Consider the following 17466-nt stretch of genomic DNA (forward strand, 5'->3'; position numbering starts at 1 on the left):
CTCAGTCTACTGCTGAGATTGTTGTTTACTCGGGAGTATTGTGGTTGCCAAAGACGTCATCTTAGTGCCGTCTTTGGCTTGTTTTTGTGTGCTTACATAAACATAAATTTGGCAACAAACAAGGCAGCCAAAAACCAGACGCTTGGGCTAATTTCGCCAAAACGACCAGAGAAAATACGTACTGCAGCGTAGCTGATAAAGCCAAAAGCGATACCATCAGCAATCGAAAAGGTAAGTGGCATGGTCACTAAGATAACAACCACTGGAACCGCGTCCATTAGATCGTCCCATTTTACATTAACGAGACCACCAACCATCAATACACCGACAAAAAATAACGCGCCAGCAGTCGCATAGGCTGGGATCATACCCGCAAGTGGCGAGAAGAAAAGCGCCAGTAAAAATAGTACGGCAACGGTAACTGCGGTCAAACCTGTGCGGCCACCAGCAGCAACACCAGCGGTACTTTCGACATAACTTGTGGTGGTTGACGTACCAAATAATGAACCGGCAATGGTTGCACCAGAATCAGCGAATAATGCTTTTTTAAGACGTGGTAAGTTACCATTCTCATCCAGCAATTTACCGCGTTGTGCAACAGCTACTAAGGTACCTGAGGTGTCAAACAAATCAACAAATAGGAAAGCGAAAATAACGCTAAGCATGCCAACTTCAAACGCACCAGCGATATCAAGTGCCAAAAAGGTTGGTGCGATAGATGGTGGCATTGACATAACGCCAGTGTATTGCACATCGCCAAACATCAGGCCTAATATAGTGATCACTAAAATCGCGATCATTACTGCGCCATGGACGTTTAAGCTCACCAAACCAACGATTAGGAACAGGCCTAACACCGCCATCATAGGGCCAAACGAGGTAATATCACCTAAGGTTACTAATGTTGCAGGGCTCGCGACGATGATGCCTGCGTTTTTAAGCGCAATTAACGCTAAAAACATACCAATACCTGCGGCGATACCAAAGCGTAGTGCGTGCGGAATTGAATTTATGATCCATTCTCGCACTTTAAACGCACTCAAAAGAGTAAATATAACACCGGAAATAAATACCCCACCAAGGGCAACATTCCAGCTATAACCTAACTCTAGAACCACGGTAAAGGTAAAAAATGCGTTGAGTCCCATGCCAGGTGCTAAGGCAATAGGGTAGTTGGCATAAAAACCCATAATTAGACAGCCGATAGCCGCAGCTAAACAGGTTGCGACGAATACAGCGCCTTGGTCCATACCCGTCATTGCTAACATGCTTGGGTTTACAAAAATGATGTAACCCATGGTTAGAAAGGTAGTAAAACCCGCCAATATCTCTTGCTTAACATTTGTACCATGTTCAGCAAGTTTGAATAGTTTTTCAAACATTAGTTTGTTTCCTGAAGATGTATGCATTATTTTTGCGTAGCCAGTCATACTGCTGTTAACATCGCTGTTACATGAGGACTGACCAGTTTTAAAAAATCGCGGTATTTTACGTAATTTTGTTACAAATTGTAAGCTATTTTGCGCGTTTTTGCAGATTGACGCCTATTTTGACGAAATATAAAAACAAACGATAAATTTCGAAATGCAAGCTGAAATATAACCAACAATAAAACCGTCTTTAAAAACGCAATAAAAAAGCCCAAGCGCTTGCTCGGGCTGTGCTGGCTGATTCAATAGCTCTACAATCTATTATCTCAACAATGGTTAAAGATGGTTACTCGAGGAACGGAGATTGATAACCGTCTGGTTTTATCGCCAGTAAATCACAATTGAGTCGATCGATAACATGCTCTGCGGTATTGCCTATAAGTACAGCGGATAACCCCGTGCGACCGACGGTGCCTAAAATCACCAATTCGGCATCGATTTGGTTGGCAACTTTTTCGATCACATCTTCAGGTAAACCTTCTTCGACATGCAAATACTCAGCGCTGATATTAAATTTGTCGGCGTGTTGCTGCACTACATCAGCGTGGTGGTTTTTCATGGTTTGATTGTATTCGTTGGCATCAAACTCTGGAATTTCAATGGCAATATTAATCGGAGTGCCCGGGTAAGAGTTTACCAAGTGAACATCAGCTTTGACCAAGCGGCCAAGATTTTGTGCTTCTTCGGTGATTTTACGGTTCAGTGATTGATGCTCTTCTTCTTCACTGCCAGCATTGACGGCGGCAAGTATGTGTCCGCCTTCTGGCCATTGATGATCTTTGACCAATAACAGAGGCACCCAACATTTACGAATTAAGTGCCAGTCTGTTGGGGTAAAAATAACCGATTGTAATGTAGGGTGTTCATGGGTGCTTTTTAATACCACATCGAATTGTTGGTCTCGTACCTGCGATAAAACGGCTTCAAACGGGCGATTATGCCAAATCACTTTAATGTCCATATCGCTTTCATACTGTTCGGTGATCTCTTTTAGCCAAACGCTGCGATCATTTACCACGGTTTCACGCATGGCTTCTCGCTCGTCTCCAGACAGCATGGTGGTCATTTCGTAAGAGAAATCATAAATAACCAATAACGCAGTAATACGGGCGCCAGTTTCCTTGGCAAGGGTACAGGCTCTTGCTAACGCCTTTTGCTCTTCTGTGGTGGGATCGACAACTGCAAGTATATTTTGATATTTTTCCATAACATGCCTCGTAACCTTAACGTGGTTCGTAGCGCGCCTTGCTTGGCTATAAAGCCAGCAGAGACGGCAAAGATCAATACGCTATAGATAAGCTTAACTGGTCAAAGGGTATGTTACAAATTTGTTAATGAAGTTTCCCGCAAGGTGTTGATTTAAATCAACCAATACAACACCTTACAGGTATAAAGACAGGTTATTTATTTAAGCCAGCCAATTTGAATAGGGCGTCTTTGTCGAGGATGGTGATCAACTTATTTTCAACTTTGATTAAGCCATCTTTTTGGAATCGAGTCATCAAACGAGAAATGGTTTCAATGGTTAAGCCAATGTAGTTACCAATTTCACTGCGGGTCATAGGCAAGTTAAATTGCGTCGGTGACAAGTGACGACTGCCTAAGCGTCGACCGTAGTTGGCTAAAAATGTGGCCAGTTTCTCTTCCGCATTTTTACGGTTTAGTAGCAGTAACATCTCATTATTACACTGAATTTCATCGCTCATTAGGTTTAACATTTGCGACTTCAAGCGTGGGATCTTATTGGATAGGGTATCGAGAACCTCAAATGGGATTTCACACACCATAGATGTTTCCAATGCTTTAGCAAAGCTTGGGTGATGTCTTGACGCTAATGCATCAAAGCCCATTAAATCGCCCGCCAAGTGAAAGCCGGTGATTTGCTCTTCACCTTGTTCAGAAATAATAAAGGTTTTAAAGGTACCAGAACGAATTGCGTACAAGGTTTGCAGTTGTTCGCCAGCTTTAAAAATTTGCGTATTCTTTTGAATCGGTTTTTTACGTTGAATGATATCGTCTAATAAATTTAGTTCGTTTTCATTCAAGCTAAACGGTAAGCAAAGTTCGCTGATACTGCAGTTTTGGCACTTGATGTTTTGTGCTATAGAGATTGCCATAAATTGATATTTATCCAGTTAATGCGTCAATAACATTAGTAAACGTAAGGTTACTAAAATATTTGATTTAGAGCAATAAACAATGAATAAACACCATAGGCGATTAACAAAAAGCCACTGATTTTCTTAAAAAGTAACGAACTTATAAGGTTGGTAACCGATTGAACACTGGTTGATAACACTAATAACGCTGGCAAGGTGCCGATGCCAAACGCCAACATGATCATCGCCCCTTGACTGGCACTGCCGGCAGCCAATGCCCATGTAAGTGTTGAATAGACTAGGCCACAGGGCAGCCAGCCCCAAATAACACCGAGTAATAGCGCTTGCTTAGCATTCTTTATCGGCAGTAAGTGTTTGGCAAAAGGTTGAATATAGCGCCACAGGTATTTACCTGCCGTTTCGATATGCGTTAAAACAAACCACACTCTTGCGATATACAAACCAAGTAGAATAATGAATATGGCGGCGATGACTTTTAACCATAAAACTTGGATACCTATCGACTTTATTGCTAGGGAGCCCGTAAAACCGGCGACAGCGCCAAAGAAGGTATAAGATGCTATACGGCCTAGGTTATAGCTTAACGCTTTTCTCAGTTGATTTGAGCTATCACCTGTGGTGGTGAGCATAGACGAGATGCCACCACACATGGCGATACAGTGGCCAGCACCAGCAATACCAATCATTAGGGCAGAGAGAAAATCTAAAGTCATTAATTATCGCTTGAGTTCGGTTTATCGTCGGTGTGAGACTCAGCGTCTTTGTTATGGCTTTGGCTTTGGCTTCGCTTTTGGCCTGGCGTTTGTTTTTTCTCTTCGTCAAACAAAATGCTCATACCTTGTTTTTCCAGATCATCAAACTGTTCAGACTTTACCGCCCAAAAGAATAGATAAATGGCAATGGCGGTAAATAAGATGGCGATAGGGATTAGGATGTAAATGACGCTCATGTATCAATAACCTAAAGTTAATTTATTTTAGCAATCTCAAAGAGTTGGTCACGACGATAATCGAGCTTGCTGACATACCTAATACTGCCATATATGGGGTAATAAAACCACAAACGGCCAATGGCAAGACTATGGCATTATAGGCAAATGCCCAGGCAAAGTTCTGTTTTATGATACGACCCGTTTTACTGGATATGGTCATTAAGTCGAGAACACTGCTCAGTTTATTATTGAGCAAGATTACGTCGGCACCGCTTTTCGCTATTTCGGTACCGCTACCCATGGCAATCGCAACATGCGCTTGTGCAAATACCGGCGAGTCATTAACGCCATCACCAACCATGGCTACGGTTTTACCTTGTGCTTGTTTATCTGCAAGGATCGTCAATTTATCTTGTGCCGAGCAGGTATGGTGTTGCTCATCGAGTTGCAATGTGTGATTAAATTTATCCACGCCAGCTTGGTTATCGCCACTGATCAACAGAGTTTCGGTGTGCTTTTGTTGTAATGCATTAATGACGTTAACCGTATCGTCACGCATTACGTCATCAAGGTAGAGCACCGCCACCACCTGTTGGTTTATGGTGAGCAAGCATTGGGCATCTTTATATTGCTCATCGACATCGGCAAAGCTGGCAATCCAGTTGACTTTACCAATGGCCAACTGTTGGTCTTTTTGTACGGCTGTAATGCCACAACCTGGGACAATGTCGACTTGTTCGACATTGATGTTGAAATCACGATAGGCGCCGAATGCTTTGGCAATAGGGTGTTCAGAATGACTTTCCATTGCGGCTATGGTGGCCAGAATCGTACTCTTATCAAGTTTGCTATCGTGTTTGCTATCAAGATCGCCGTTTAATAGTTTGCAATCGATCAAGGTGAATTCACCATTGGTCAAGGTTCCTGTCTTATCAAACGCTATGCTATCGACTTTCGGCATTGCCTCTAATACGTGACCCGACTTGATCATTATGCCGTCACGGTTGAGTCGGATGGTGCCGCAGGTTAAGGCGGTTGGTGTTGCCAACGACAACGCACAAGGGCAGGTAGCCACCAATACTGACAAGGTGATCCAAAACGCTTCTGATGGCATGTGTTGTGACCAAAAAATCGAGGTGCCTATGGCGGTAACTAAGATGATACCGACAAAATATTGGGCGATACGGTCTGATAATTGCGCAATAGCAGGTTTATGAGCTTGCGCGTTCTCACTGAGTCGAATCAGGTTGGTCAAAAAACTGTCTGAATTGGTTTTATTGATTTCAATATTGATATTGCCATCACCGTTAACCGTACCGGCAAAAACGGTCGCACCTAACCCCTTGGCAACGGGGGCGTGCTCACCGGTTAGCATGGACTCGTCGACACTGGAGCGGCCATGAATAACGACACCATCACCAGGAATGGTTTCACCAGGCTTTACAATTACCTGATCGCCCACCTCAAGTTGTTTTGCGCTGATCACGTGTTCCTGTCCATCGAGCAATTTTGTCGCGGTCAAGGGCATTAGCTTTAATAAGTTGGCTGATACTTCCGCAGCTCTAGCTCGGGCTCGAAATTCTAAAAATTTACCTATCAATAATAAGAAGGTGAACATGGCAAGTGATTCAAAATACACTTCACCGGTTTGCATGAATGTCGCCCAGGTGCTGGCGCAAAAGGCGAGAATGATGGCAATCGAAACCGGCACGTCCATCGATAATCGGCGCGCGCGCAGGGCACTCATGGCGCCAAGATAAAAAGGTAAGGCACCATAGGTGACAATCGGCAGTGTTAATACAAAACTTGTGCCTCGTAAGTAGGTCAAGTTATGTTCGGATAAATCGCTGAATGCACCAAAGTATAAGCCGACAGCGATCATCATAACCTGCATAGTCAATATGCCACTGACCCCTAATCGACGAATAAAGGCTTTGGATTGCTTGTTGTTACTTTGTTCTACTTGATTGGCTTTAAAAGGCAGAGCTTGATAGCCAATATTATTGATAGCGGTGAGAATTTCGCTCAGTTTTAAACGGGCATTATCCCAAGCAATCGTCGCTCTTTGGGTTGTCGCATTAACTTGAATCTTGGCAATACCAGGGTTTTTCGATAATTGTTTTTCGATAAGCCATGCACAGGCGGCGCAGCTCATGCCATCAATAGACAGAATGGTTTCTTTATGATCATCGATATCAAAGGTGAATTCGCTTTGCAGATTCTCATCATCGATAAAGCGGTTGTCTTTCAGCGCATCGGGTACAAGGGCATCAATTTTATTGCCTTTCTCACTGCGAAATCGGTAATAATCTTGCAGGTCATTGGCGACAATGGTTTCGGCCACCGCTTGGCAACCGATGCAACACATGTCTTCACGTTTACCGTCGATATCAACGGTTAAATCTATACCTGGCGGAATGACTTCGCCACAATGAAAGCAATCCTGATGCGCGTGCGACATAATTAGTATCTAAGCTCAAACTCTCTAAATTGCTGTTGTGGCAAGCCTAATGTGGTTTGCAACTTCCACTGATTATCAAACGGTGTGACAACAATACGCCATTTGCCCGAAATATCGTTATCAATGCGTTGACGCATCCAGCCTTTGCCATCCGGTGTGAGTTTTACCGAAAAGTCGCGATGGGCAAGCGTAGAGTGGTAAAAGTTGACATTAAGCATTGGAAAGCTTTTTTCGATACCGGTTGGTTTTAGCACCAATTCGTCATTGGTGACTTTAATGTCAAAGCGAACACCTAATTTTTGAGCAAGTTTAAATTTGCGAATATCTTGATTGATCGCTTTACCTTTTTTGTAATAGTCATCAACCACCACAGTGTCGGCATCGGTATTGGCGATGATAAACGTCGTTATACCGGCAACAACCGCACTTAACGGAAGAATAAAGACCAAATAAGCCCAAGGCTCTTTGTACCAAGGAGTTTTCATTACTGCTGTTTCCCTTAAAAATCTGTGCGCTATTTTAACGTAACCGAGCATTTTGCTCTATAGATGATACGAAAAGGCAATTCATATTGATTTATTCTTTTACGTTTATCGTTATAAAAGGGCAAAACAATATAAATTGGTGGCAAAATAAAACCCTGCAGAGCGATGCTTTACAGGGTTTTAGTTCTACTAGAACAGTTTATTTGTCTTGCGACAAGCTGTACACGTATGCGCTTACAACGCGGATTTTGTCTTCACCTAGAATATGTTTCCAGGCTGGCATTACACCGGCACGACCATTGCGGATTGATTCTTGAACCGCACGTTCGCTACCACCGTATAACCAAATACCATCGTTCAAACGAGGAGCACCTAGGGCGATGCCCATTTCGTCAGAACCTTCACCGTTAGCACCGTGACATGCGGCACACATTGCGAATTTATCTTTACCGGCTGCGGCAAGATCGGCATCAACTTTATCGGCGCGTTCTGGGTTAAGGCTAAGTACATAAGCTGCAACTTCCTTAACGCCTTGTTCACCACCAACCATGGTTTCCCAAGCAATCATACCTTTGGCTGTGCGGCCATATAATAATGAGTGCTCGATATCGGCAGGGGTGCCACCGTATAACCAGTCTTTGTCGGTTAGGTTAGGGAAGCCGGTTGTACCTTTGGCGTCCGAACCGTGACATTGTGAACAGTTTTGTAAAAACAAACGCTGACCAATTTTTAATGCGTCTTTATCTTGCGCCAAGGTTGCAATATCCTGGCTGGCGTATTTCGCAAAAATTGGACCGAATCGCTCATCTGCAGCGGCAACTTCACGGTCATACTGAACCGCAAAACCTGCTTCTTTAGACGTGGCGTTTTGCATTTTTGAATCTTCAAGGCTGGTTACGTTCTGGTTTGAGCTTTTCCAGCCCAATAAACCTTGGAAGTTACCTAAACCTGGGTACAGTGCCAAATAGCCGAAACCCCAGATAATAGTTACCAAGAAGAACGTACTCCACCACTTAGGTAGTGGGTTGTTTAATTCCTGAATACCGTCAAACTCATGATCCATTGGCTCACCTTCTGGTACGCCGGCGAAGTTTGTTAAACACCAACGTAACAGAATCCAGCAACCAACCAAGGTTCCTAAGGTTAGAACGATTATCCATGCACTCCAGAAGCTAGACATTATTATTAGTCTCCTGTTTCTCTTTCACCTGATCTTTTTCGTCGTCGAATATAGAATTAGCGGCTTCATCAAATGATGATTTACGTCTCTTGTTGTATGCCCACAACACAATGATGATGAACATTACAAAAATTAGAACGGTAAATATGCCTCGAATAGTGCCTATATCCATAATTATTTCAACGCGTGACCAAGAGATTGTAAATAAGCGATAAGGGCGTCCATCTCAGTTAGACTAGCCTTACCAGTAATACTTTTTGTCGTGGCAAACTCTTTACCTGCATTTTGGATGTCCTCAGCCGAGTAAAGTGGGATGGCGTTACCATTCTCATCTTTGTGGCTGCGGTTTTTGGTTAAGTTGTTAAACAACTTCATCTTATCTGCAGACAGTTTATTGCTGATTGGTGTTTCAGCTAACCATTTGTATGACGGCATGTTTGACTCAGGAACCACTGAACGTGGGTCCATTAAGTGCGCATAATGCCAATCATCAGAGTAACGACCACCAACACGAGCTAAGTCAGGACCGGTACGCTTAGAACCCCACAGGAACGGGTGTTCCCATACAGATTCACCAGCGACAGAGTAGTGACCGTAACGTTCAGTTTCAGCACGGAATGGACGGATCATTTGTGAGTGACAGTTATTACAACCTTCACGGATGTAAATATCACGACCTTCCATTTCAAGCGCGGTATAAGGGCGCAAACTTTCTACTGGTTGAGTCGTCTCTTTTTGGAAGAAAAGAGGGGTGATTTCAACCAAGCCACCAATACTGATAGCAGCAATTGTTGCGGTGAAGAACCAGCCAATGTGCTTTTCTACTTTTTCATGTTTATTTTGCATCATTAACTCCTTAGGCAATCGCTTCTTTCTGTAAACTACCGTCTTTGGCGCCGATAGTTTTGAACATGTTATAAGCCATCAATAAGAAACCAATTACTACGAAACAACCACCAACAAAACGGATGAAGTAGAATGGGTAAGAGGCTTGTAGCGACTCAACAAAGCTGTACGTTAATGTACCGTCGGTATTAACCGCACGCCACATTAGACCTTGCATTACACCTGAAATCCACATGGCAACGATGTATAAAACGATACCGGTAGTGTGTAACCAGAAGTGCACATTGATAAGTTTGATGCTGTACATGCGGCCTTGGCCAAACAGTACAGGGATAAGGTGATACATAGCACCTATTGATACCATAGCTACCCAACCTAGCGCACCAGAATGCACGTGACCAACGGTCCAGTCAGTGTAGTGAGATAATGCGTTTACTGATTTGATTGCCATCATTGGGCCTTCGAAGGTAGACATACCGTAGAAAGACAATGAAACAATCAAGAAACGAAGAATTGGATCGTGGCGAAGTTTATGCCATGCACCAGATAACGTCATGATACCGTTGATCATACCACCCCAAGAAGGTAGGAATAGAACAACAGACATAACCATACCTAAGCTTTGAGTCCAGTCAGGAAGCGCTGTGTAGTGCAAGTGGTGAGGACCAGCCCAAATATAAAGAGATACAAGTGCCCAGAAGTGAACGATAGACAAACGGTATGAGTAAACCGGACGCTCAGCTTGCTTTGGAACAAAGTAGTACATCATACCCAGGAAGCCAGCAGTCAGTAGGAAACCTACGGCATTATGACCATACCACCACTGCATCATCGCATCGATAGCACCTGAGTAAATTGAATAAGATTTGGTTAACGTCAATGGAATCGCCATTGAGTTACCGATATGCAAAACAGCAACGGTTAGAATGAATCCACCGAAGAACCAGTTTGCAACATAAATGTGGGACGTTTTACGTTTATACAAAGTACCGAAGAAGACAATGATATACGAAACCCAAACCAGGGTTATAAGAATATCGATTGGCCATTCCAGCTCAGCATACTCTTTGGACGAGGTAATACCCAGTGGTAAGGTGATAGCGGCAGCAACAATGATGGCTTGCCAACCCCAGAAGGTAAACGGTATTAAGGCACCGCCGAAAAGGGCAGTTTTACAGGTACGTTGTACAACATAGTACGACGTAGCGAAGAGCGCACTGGTACCAAATGCAAAAATTACCGCATTGGTATGTAATGGACGTAAACGAGAATAAGTCAGCCAAGGCGTATCGAAGTTAAGAGCTGGCCAGATTAACTGAGCCGCGATCAAAACACCGACCAAAGTGCCGACAATACCCCAAATAACAGTCATTACAGTAAATTGGCGCACAACTTTGTAGTTGTAATCCATTTCTGTGAGATTACTTTGACTCATATTAAAGGTTCCACACTTATAGTTATTAAGTTGATGTGAGCGTTTAAGGTCACTAAAATCTGTGAAAACTAACGCTTTTTACCGATTTTCGTTAACCTATAGTTATAGTTCAAAAAAAACAACACACGCATATAGTTATTTTTCGCTGGCGATAATATACATCTCTGAGGTAGATGTCACGTGAAGTTGTATTAAATTATGACCTAGATCAAGAAAATGTATTAATTTGTAATTTGAACGTAAGAACTGATTAATTTTTAACACTTTTTTATCAGTTCAATGGAGTAAAATTTGCGCACTATATTTGTATCCTTAGCCATAATTGTTGTTGGCTTCGTAGTGATTTATTTACAATCACCAAATTTAACAACTCAAATCTCGCAACAAGTTGAATCTGTTTGTGATTTCCAACAAAGTCTCTGCAAAATCAGCCGGTCTAACATTGACTACGTGTTAGACGCTGATCCTAAGGTCATTAAATCTGAAACCGAGGTTCAGTTTCGACTGTCATCAGCGGCTTTTGCAGATGATGTGTCGATAACCGGGCACCTCGAAGGTAAAACCATGTATATGGGCAAAATTCCACTGTTTTTCAATTATCAAAATGGTGCTTTTGTCGCCGATACCATGATCGGTGCCTGTACCGAAGACAGTATGGTTTGGATGATGATCGTCAAAGTCGATGACGGCCAAGGAAATGTCACTGCCTTTAGCTTTGATTTCACCAGTTATCAATAAGTTATTATTTCTTGCCTGTCTAACACGGGTTAAATGTTGCTGAAAAAAAAGCCCGTAGTCGCGGGCTTTTTTATTGTCGTGTTAGTGACTAACCCATAGCGATTTTGATATCTGCTCATTGTTCTGCAACAACGTCACAGCACGTTTAATAAAGCGTTACGTTTTCCATTCGATGATAAATCGTGTGTTTAATCTGTTTATAGGTATTAGCCCAATGAATACGCGGCATAAGTAGAGATGATGTACGTTAACGGTGAAAACATTTTGCCAACACAATGAAACAGTAATGTGCCAATGTGTCGTTTATCTTAACCGAATCCAACATAAATTATACAGACAATAGCAAGTTGAGTAGGGTGATATACAAACCATGAAGAAACTAATAACAACATCAGTAACGATTGCCGCATTATCTGGTTGTGTAAGTACGGACAACCAAACCGCAACACGAGATGTAGCAGGTAAGTCGGACGTAGTAGAAATACAAAATACTGGCACCCAGATTCAAGCCGGTGCTGTGATATGTGCATACGGTTACAAAGGCACCACATTTTATAAACCGTCACGTAATTCACATTGCGATAAGTGGATGGAAGTCAGACGAGATGCGCATTAGCCACGCACTCGCTAGTTTTTAAATACGCTGTGTTGCTAAAGAACAATGACAAGACAGCAATTATTTAGATAAAACCAACAAGAGAGCACGACGCTCTCTTTTTTTATCCTGCATATTGAAGTACTCTACGCAGCAACTTTAAGGTATATGGTTTAACTGATGGCTGACTACGCTTTATTAGCGGTATTTATTCCGACATTTTTCTTTGTCTCAATCACTCCTGGTATGTGTATGACCCTAGCACTTGTGCTTGGTATGTCTGTTGGTGTGCGCAGAACCTTATGGATGATGGTGGGAGAGCTGATAGGTGTGGCTACAGTTGCTATCGCAGCTGTGGTAGGGGTTGCGTCGGTTATGCTTAAGTACCCTGATGTTTTCAATGTATTCAAGTATGTTGGTGGCGCGTACCTTATTTATCTTGGTTCACAGATGTGGCTATCAAAAGGAAAGATGGCAATCGATACCAATGCCGATACCGATGTAAGTAGGGCTGCGTTGTTTACTCAGGGGTTACTTACCGCCATATCAAATCCCAAAGGCTGGGGATTTATGGTTGCGTTATTACCACCTTTTATTAACACCGAATATGATATGGCACCACAAATGGTGATGTTAATTTCAATCATCTTGGTATCAGAGTTTATCTGTATGATGATATATGCAACAGGTGGTAAAGCACTAAGTACCTTTTTATCAAAAGGTAGCAATGTGCGGATGATGAATAAAATATCTGGCACGCTTATGGCGGCGGTAGGGGTATGGTTAGCTCTAGGCTAATTGTTGTTTTAGTTGCTCTATTAATGGTTCTTTTATTGGTTCTTTTATTGGTTCTTTTATTGGTTCTCTTGATTGTTAAAGCATACCGTTTACCTAAACAGTTACCTTTTGTAGCGACTTTATATTGCTAAATCATACCGCCTTGCACTAACGTCATGCCCTAACGCAGATCTCTTCAATCAGCACGACAGACATCATACCATCACAGTACAGGTCGAGTTTCGCCGATTGCCATCGAGGTAAAGTTAATGTCTTCGCCTTTATTGGTGAGCTTTTCTAAAGTTTGCATCGGCTCTAATAATGGCTCTGCCGTTAGCGGGTAGGTGCCCCAATGCATGCCAATACTGTGTTCGGCACCAATATCATGATGAATTTGTACCGCTTCTTCCACATTGACATGATATAGCTGCATAAAGTCACGCGGTGCGTAAGCGCCAATTGGGATCAAGCCAAGATTTATGTTGGTCGCGTGCTTACCGATATCTTTAAAGTCTTTGTCGTTGTAGCCGGTATCACCAGCAAACCAAATGGTAAAATCGTTTATGCTAATCAACCAACTCGCCCAATGGGTTTTATTACGATCAAACAAGCCGCGGCTCGACCAATGTTGACTTGGTGTGGCGGTAATATTGGTTTGCTCGTTAAAGCGGTGTTTTTGCCACCAAGCCATTTCCGTCACCTTGTTGTCTTCAATGCCTAAATCAACAAACCAAGCTTTAAGACCTTTGGGAACAAAATAATGTGGTTTAGAGCCGAGCTGAGCGATACTGTCTTCATCCAAATGGTCGTAATGGTTATGAGAAATGATGACAAAATCAACATTGGGTAGTTGATCTATTGCTATCGGCGCTTTGCTTAGACGTTTGGGTCCGGCAAACGATACCGGTGATGCTCTTTCTGAAAATATTGGGTCGGTAAGTATGGTAACACCATCGATTTGCAGCAAGAACGTCGAATGACCCAACCAAGTGACTTGTCTTTGTGTCACTTGATTTAGTGCCTGTTTATCTATGTCGGTACTTGGAACCAAATCTTTAAAGGGCGCTGGATCGTTCCATTCATCATCGCCGAACAGGCGCATCGAGACAAAGTCCCAAAACGATTTTTGCGAATGGGTCACATGATTATTGCTGTAAACAACCGCTTCGTCATCCGAGCTACTGACGCTTGCACAAGCCACAGTAAATATGACGAGGGCGGCGATAACAAGTTTTTTCATAATCTAAATGTCGTCAATGTTTTTTCGTTATAAGGCGTTAAATATACATTGGTTTATATACAGTGATAAATGATTCTTGGATTTTAAATGATTCAAAAAATACCTAGCGATAATGACTGTCAATCATAATTGCTTAGCAAGGAGTACATCCATCCGGCTTCTTATGGCAATCGATAGCATTGCCATGGCGATCTAATTCAAATTGGCAACACTGTTCAAACAGCATTTTTAATCTTTTACGGCCAATTTGGATACGAGATTTCAGTGTTGAATAACCAATACCTTTTGTTTCGGCAAGATGCTTTTGTGCTACCCCTTGAATATCCACCAACCAGAGCAGTTCCGCCGTGTCTGGCTCTAAACAGTCAATAAACGGTTTAATGCATTTTGCCAGTTGGTGTTCGGTTTCATCATCATCTTCATACCAAAGGTCGGCGGCGTTTAGTTGTTTGTGTTTTGCCTGTTGGCGATAAAAATCAGTGATGGTATTACTTGCGATTTGCATCAGCCAAGGTTTGACGCTGCTGGCGTCATTCAACTGTGATAGATTTTTGTGCACCTTTATTAAAATGGTTTGCAATAAATCGTCAACATCCTGCGGATTGTTGATTTTTGAGGACAAAAATTTATGCAGAAGGCTGCGGTATTGTTGCCAAATATCTTCAATGTTCATCATACGACTTAATATAGTGGGCTAGGGAAGTAAAGACCATGAAATTAGCGTAACCCAATGTATATCATGGTTACTACGCATCTTGCTGGTTAGGGTAAACGCGCTAATTTAAGCGCGTTAACTTAAGCGCTATTGCGGATCAACAACAACTGCTTGTTTGGCAAGGTGCGCCTACCGTAGTGCAATCAGTAAAGCCATTTCCTAACCAAGTGGTGTTGGATAAATAAAATTCTCTAAACGCAGATTCAAAGTCGTCTGCGACGGATTCTATGGTTATTGCGCTGTTAACGATTCGTTGTTGCCATGCTTTAACGTTTGGTAGCTTGTTAAAAAAATCGTAACCAGTGTGAGTTTCAATAATATGGGCACGATGTAATAACGGTAACCAGGCAATATCCACTAATGACATATGGTTGCCTTTAAAAAATCCAGTGCCGGTCAACTGCTGTTCTATTTTGGCAAATGCGGACATTAGCTTGTCGTTACGCTCACTAAAGGTTGTTTGATCTTTGCTGCGCATTACCGAGCATTGCGTCAAATAATGCTTGGTTGCTAAATAGCTCCAGGCTCTATCGAGTGCTTTTTGTTCGAAACTGACATTACTTTCAAGTGCTGGGTACGCTTCTTCGATGTATTCAATAATGGCGTCAGACTCAAATAAGGCGCTGCCGTTGTCAGTAACTAATAATGGTACTTGACCGTTAGGCGATACTTGCAAAAACCATTGCGGCTTGTTTTTTAAACTTATGTACTCAACCTCAAATGGAATATTTTTGGCTGCTAACAATGCTGTTACTCGCTGTACAAAAGGGCATATCTTAAAACTTACTACTTTAATCATTTACATACCTATTCAATTAATTGATTGTCACCCTATAAGACGCAGGCTAAATGCAAAAGACGAAGGTTTGCTAAATTAATGTCAAAAAATTTTGGTTTTGGTTTAAGGCACAGATAACAAATTAAAGTAGAAAGCAACGTTAAGTCGGCCGCAACTAAGGAAAAAGCGCTTTACCGATGGGATTATCGCTGCGTGTGGCAAGCAATATATAAACAAATGATTGTTATGTACTTAGTCAGATAGCAACTCGCTATCAGCTAGCTATGCCGTTAAAAATAAGGTGGAAGTAATCGCTCGCGTCTGTTTTTGCATCATATTTTTTCATGCTTGCGGTCATATCTGGTATCGACTCTATAGCGCCCGCACAAATATTCTGCGTAACAAATGGGTCTACCCCTCTAATCGAGTTGTCATTAACCCCCTGACTGATTAACTCGCCAAACAGACGTCTTATAGCACTGGTGGCTACTTGCATTTCTTTGCGTTTGTCTAATGATAGGGACCACATCGTTGCGTATCGAATCAACGGTCCTTGATCGCCAATTTGAATGGCAAATAAATGTTGCATTGCCGATGCTAATTTATCGATGCCTGAAGATTCGCTCGCTAATGCATTTTGCAAAACATTTTCTTCAATCATTAATGTTCTTTCAAAACACTTAATGAGTAAATCGTCTTTATTCTTAATATGGTAATAAAAAGCACCTTTAGTAACACCCAATGATTGCGCTAATTCATCTAATGATGTGCCTTTAAAGCCTTTTTGATTAAAAAACATGGTGCCGACTTTAAAAAACGCTTCTTGTTTTTTACGGTTTTGCTCTTTTCGGTCGAAACCTGTCGGCGCCAACTTATCGTCTTGTAAATCTGTCCAGGTGAATGAGAAGGGCGTCTTTGAGCTTTTGATGCCGTATTTAATAACAGATACCCATTGCTCAAATGCGTCATGGCGTTTGTCTTGGTCAACGGACTCTAGCCACACTGGCAACCAAAACAGCGTACCGATAATCGCGTTGGCGGTTTTACCGGCACTGACTTGCTCTTGAATAGTGTTATCTAATCGGCCAGCGTTGATTAACTCAATCACCTGTTTTACCAACCAGCGATAATATTCGGATATTTCTTGCTGGTGCTTGCTAGACAACGAGGCAATTTCAGTTAAACCTGCTAAGTGACCGCGGTTGCCATTGCTTATATCATTCCAGCAATCAAAATTAAGCTTTAATAACAGCTCAATTTTAGCCAACGCTGAGCCGTCTGATTCTATCGCTGTATTTACCATGTCTTGCATTTCAATACAGGTATTTAGATAACATTGGTGTACCAATTCTTGTTTGGTTTTGACGTAATAATAAAGGCTTGTTTTGGTAAGTTCTAAACGCTGTGCAATTTGCGCCAGCGTGGTTCCTCGCGTGCCATGAATATTAAATAGCTCGGACGCAGCAGATATGATGGTTTTATATTTTTCATCATGCTGATTTGTCTTGCTAAATGGCGAGGTAATTTTTTTATTATTAAAACTTGGCATTTGTAATCACTTTAATTGAGTCAAAAAGCATACTTAATGTTCAAAATCCATTCTAAGTTATCCGCAAGCTTTGTTCAATAACAATAAAAGTTAGCACGTTTGTTCTTCATTAAATTCACTGGTGTTACTTTTCGAGACCTTAAGTGATTGTCAAAACTAGAAAAAATATATCCATCGAATATATGC

18 protein-coding genes are annotated in these 17466 nt (G+C 42.1%); 3 read left to right on the forward strand and 15 right to left on the reverse strand.

From position 1 onward, the window contains the following. Positions 1 to 92 precede the first annotated feature (92 nt). From E2K93_RS16395 to ccoN, 11 genes are all read right to left on the reverse strand, one after another. Entirely contained in the window at positions 93 to 1382 is a 1290-nt protein-coding gene (locus tag E2K93_RS16395; RefSeq protein ID WP_135440125.1) for an NCS2 family permease, read from the reverse strand. Between the two features lie 334 nt (positions 1383 to 1716). Continuing rightward, positions 1717 to 2637, reverse strand: coding sequence for a universal stress protein UspE (gene uspE, locus E2K93_RS16400; protein WP_135440126.1), 921 nt, complete (start codon positions 2635 to 2637; stop codon positions 1717 to 1719). Positions 2638 to 2830: 193 nt separating this feature from the next. Then, positions 2831 to 3547: a fumarate/nitrate reduction transcriptional regulator Fnr gene (gene fnr, locus E2K93_RS16405; protein ID WP_135440127.1), complete on the reverse strand. Its 717-nt coding sequence runs from the start codon at positions 3545 to 3547 to the stop codon at positions 2831 to 2833. Between the two features lie 53 nt (positions 3548 to 3600). After that, the gene (locus E2K93_RS16410) at positions 3601 to 4263 is read right to left on the reverse strand and encodes a sulfite exporter TauE/SafE family protein (protein WP_135440128.1); all 663 of its coding nucleotides are present in this window, start codon (positions 4261 to 4263) and stop codon (positions 3601 to 3603) included. Next, on the reverse strand, positions 4263 to 4499 hold the full coding sequence (gene ccoS, locus E2K93_RS16415) for a cbb3-type cytochrome oxidase assembly protein CcoS (RefSeq protein WP_135440129.1): 237 nt from the start codon (positions 4497 to 4499) through the stop codon (positions 4263 to 4265). The genes E2K93_RS16410 and ccoS overlap by 1 nt, the downstream gene beginning before the upstream one ends. Before the next feature lie 22 nt (positions 4500 to 4521). Then, on the reverse strand, positions 4522 to 6942 hold the full coding sequence (locus tag E2K93_RS16420) for a heavy metal translocating P-type ATPase (RefSeq protein ID WP_135440130.1): 2421 nt from the start codon (positions 6940 to 6942) through the stop codon (positions 4522 to 4524). 2 nt (positions 6943 to 6944) lie between these two features. Continuing rightward, the gene (locus tag E2K93_RS16425) at positions 6945 to 7427 is read right to left on the reverse strand and encodes a FixH family protein (RefSeq protein WP_135440131.1); all 483 of its coding nucleotides are present in this window, start codon (positions 7425 to 7427) and stop codon (positions 6945 to 6947) included. Between the two features lie 199 nt (positions 7428 to 7626). After that, the gene (gene ccoP, locus E2K93_RS16430) at positions 7627 to 8607 is read right to left on the reverse strand and encodes a cytochrome-c oxidase, cbb3-type subunit III (RefSeq protein ID WP_135440132.1); all 981 of its coding nucleotides are present in this window, start codon (positions 8605 to 8607) and stop codon (positions 7627 to 7629) included. Further along, complete coding sequence (locus E2K93_RS16435) at positions 8600 to 8779, reverse strand: cbb3-type cytochrome oxidase subunit 3 (RefSeq protein ID WP_135440133.1); 180 nt, start codon at positions 8777 to 8779, stop codon at positions 8600 to 8602. Before E2K93_RS16435 ends, ccoP begins: the two co-directional genes overlap by 8 nt. 2 nt (positions 8780 to 8781) lie before the next feature. Then, a complete protein-coding gene (ccoO, locus tag E2K93_RS16440) occupies positions 8782 to 9453 on the reverse strand; it encodes a cytochrome-c oxidase, cbb3-type subunit II (RefSeq protein WP_135440134.1) in 672 nt (223 codons plus the stop codon). Between the two features lie 10 nt (positions 9454 to 9463). Next, entirely contained in the window at positions 9464 to 10888 is a 1425-nt protein-coding gene (ccoN, locus tag E2K93_RS16445) for a cytochrome-c oxidase, cbb3-type subunit I (protein ID WP_135440135.1), read from the reverse strand. A gap of 291 nt (positions 10889 to 11179) precedes the next feature. Here ccoN and E2K93_RS16450 point away from each other — a divergent pair, with 291 nt between their 5' ends. The 3 genes from E2K93_RS16450 to E2K93_RS16460 all read left to right on the forward strand — a co-directional run bounded on the left by E2K93_RS16450 (position 11180) and on the right by E2K93_RS16460 (position 13019). Then, positions 11180 to 11626, forward strand: a complete 447-nt coding sequence (locus E2K93_RS16450; RefSeq protein ID WP_135440136.1) for a hypothetical protein — start codon at positions 11180 to 11182, stop codon at positions 11624 to 11626. 370 nt (positions 11627 to 11996) lie between these two features. After that, positions 11997 to 12242, forward strand: a complete 246-nt coding sequence (locus E2K93_RS16455) for a hypothetical protein (RefSeq protein ID WP_135440137.1) — start codon at positions 11997 to 11999, stop codon at positions 12240 to 12242. 159 nt (positions 12243 to 12401) lie between these two features. Then, on the forward strand, positions 12402 to 13019 hold the full coding sequence (locus tag E2K93_RS16460; protein WP_135440138.1) for a LysE family translocator: 618 nt from the start codon (positions 12402 to 12404) through the stop codon (positions 13017 to 13019). A gap of 202 nt (positions 13020 to 13221) precedes the next feature. Here E2K93_RS16460 and E2K93_RS16465 read toward each other — a convergent pair whose 3' ends face one another. The 4 genes from E2K93_RS16465 to E2K93_RS17875 form a co-directional block, all read right to left on the reverse strand. Next, complete coding sequence (locus E2K93_RS16465; protein WP_135440139.1) at positions 13222 to 14238, reverse strand: MBL fold metallo-hydrolase; 1017 nt, start codon at positions 14236 to 14238, stop codon at positions 13222 to 13224. Positions 14239 to 14371: 133 nt separating this feature from the next. Then, positions 14372 to 14914: an RNA polymerase sigma factor SigZ gene (sigZ, locus tag E2K93_RS16470; protein WP_135440140.1), complete on the reverse strand. Its 543-nt coding sequence runs from the start codon at positions 14912 to 14914 to the stop codon at positions 14372 to 14374. A gap of 136 nt (positions 14915 to 15050) precedes the next feature. Next, positions 15051 to 15752 carry a glutathione S-transferase family protein gene (locus tag E2K93_RS16475; RefSeq protein WP_135440141.1) on the reverse strand — a complete coding sequence of 234 codons (702 nt, stop codon included), beginning with the start codon at positions 15750 to 15752 and terminating at the stop codon, positions 15051 to 15053. Between the two features lie 253 nt (positions 15753 to 16005). Beyond that, positions 16006 to 17280: a TetR/AcrR family transcriptional regulator gene (locus tag E2K93_RS17875; protein ID WP_135440142.1), complete on the reverse strand. Its 1275-nt coding sequence runs from the start codon at positions 17278 to 17280 to the stop codon at positions 16006 to 16008. Positions 17281 to 17466 lie beyond the last annotated feature (186 nt).

The organism is Thalassotalea sp. HSM 43 (genome assembly GCF_004752005.1).
Lineage (GTDB): Bacteria > Pseudomonadota > Gammaproteobacteria > Enterobacterales > Alteromonadaceae > Thalassotalea_A.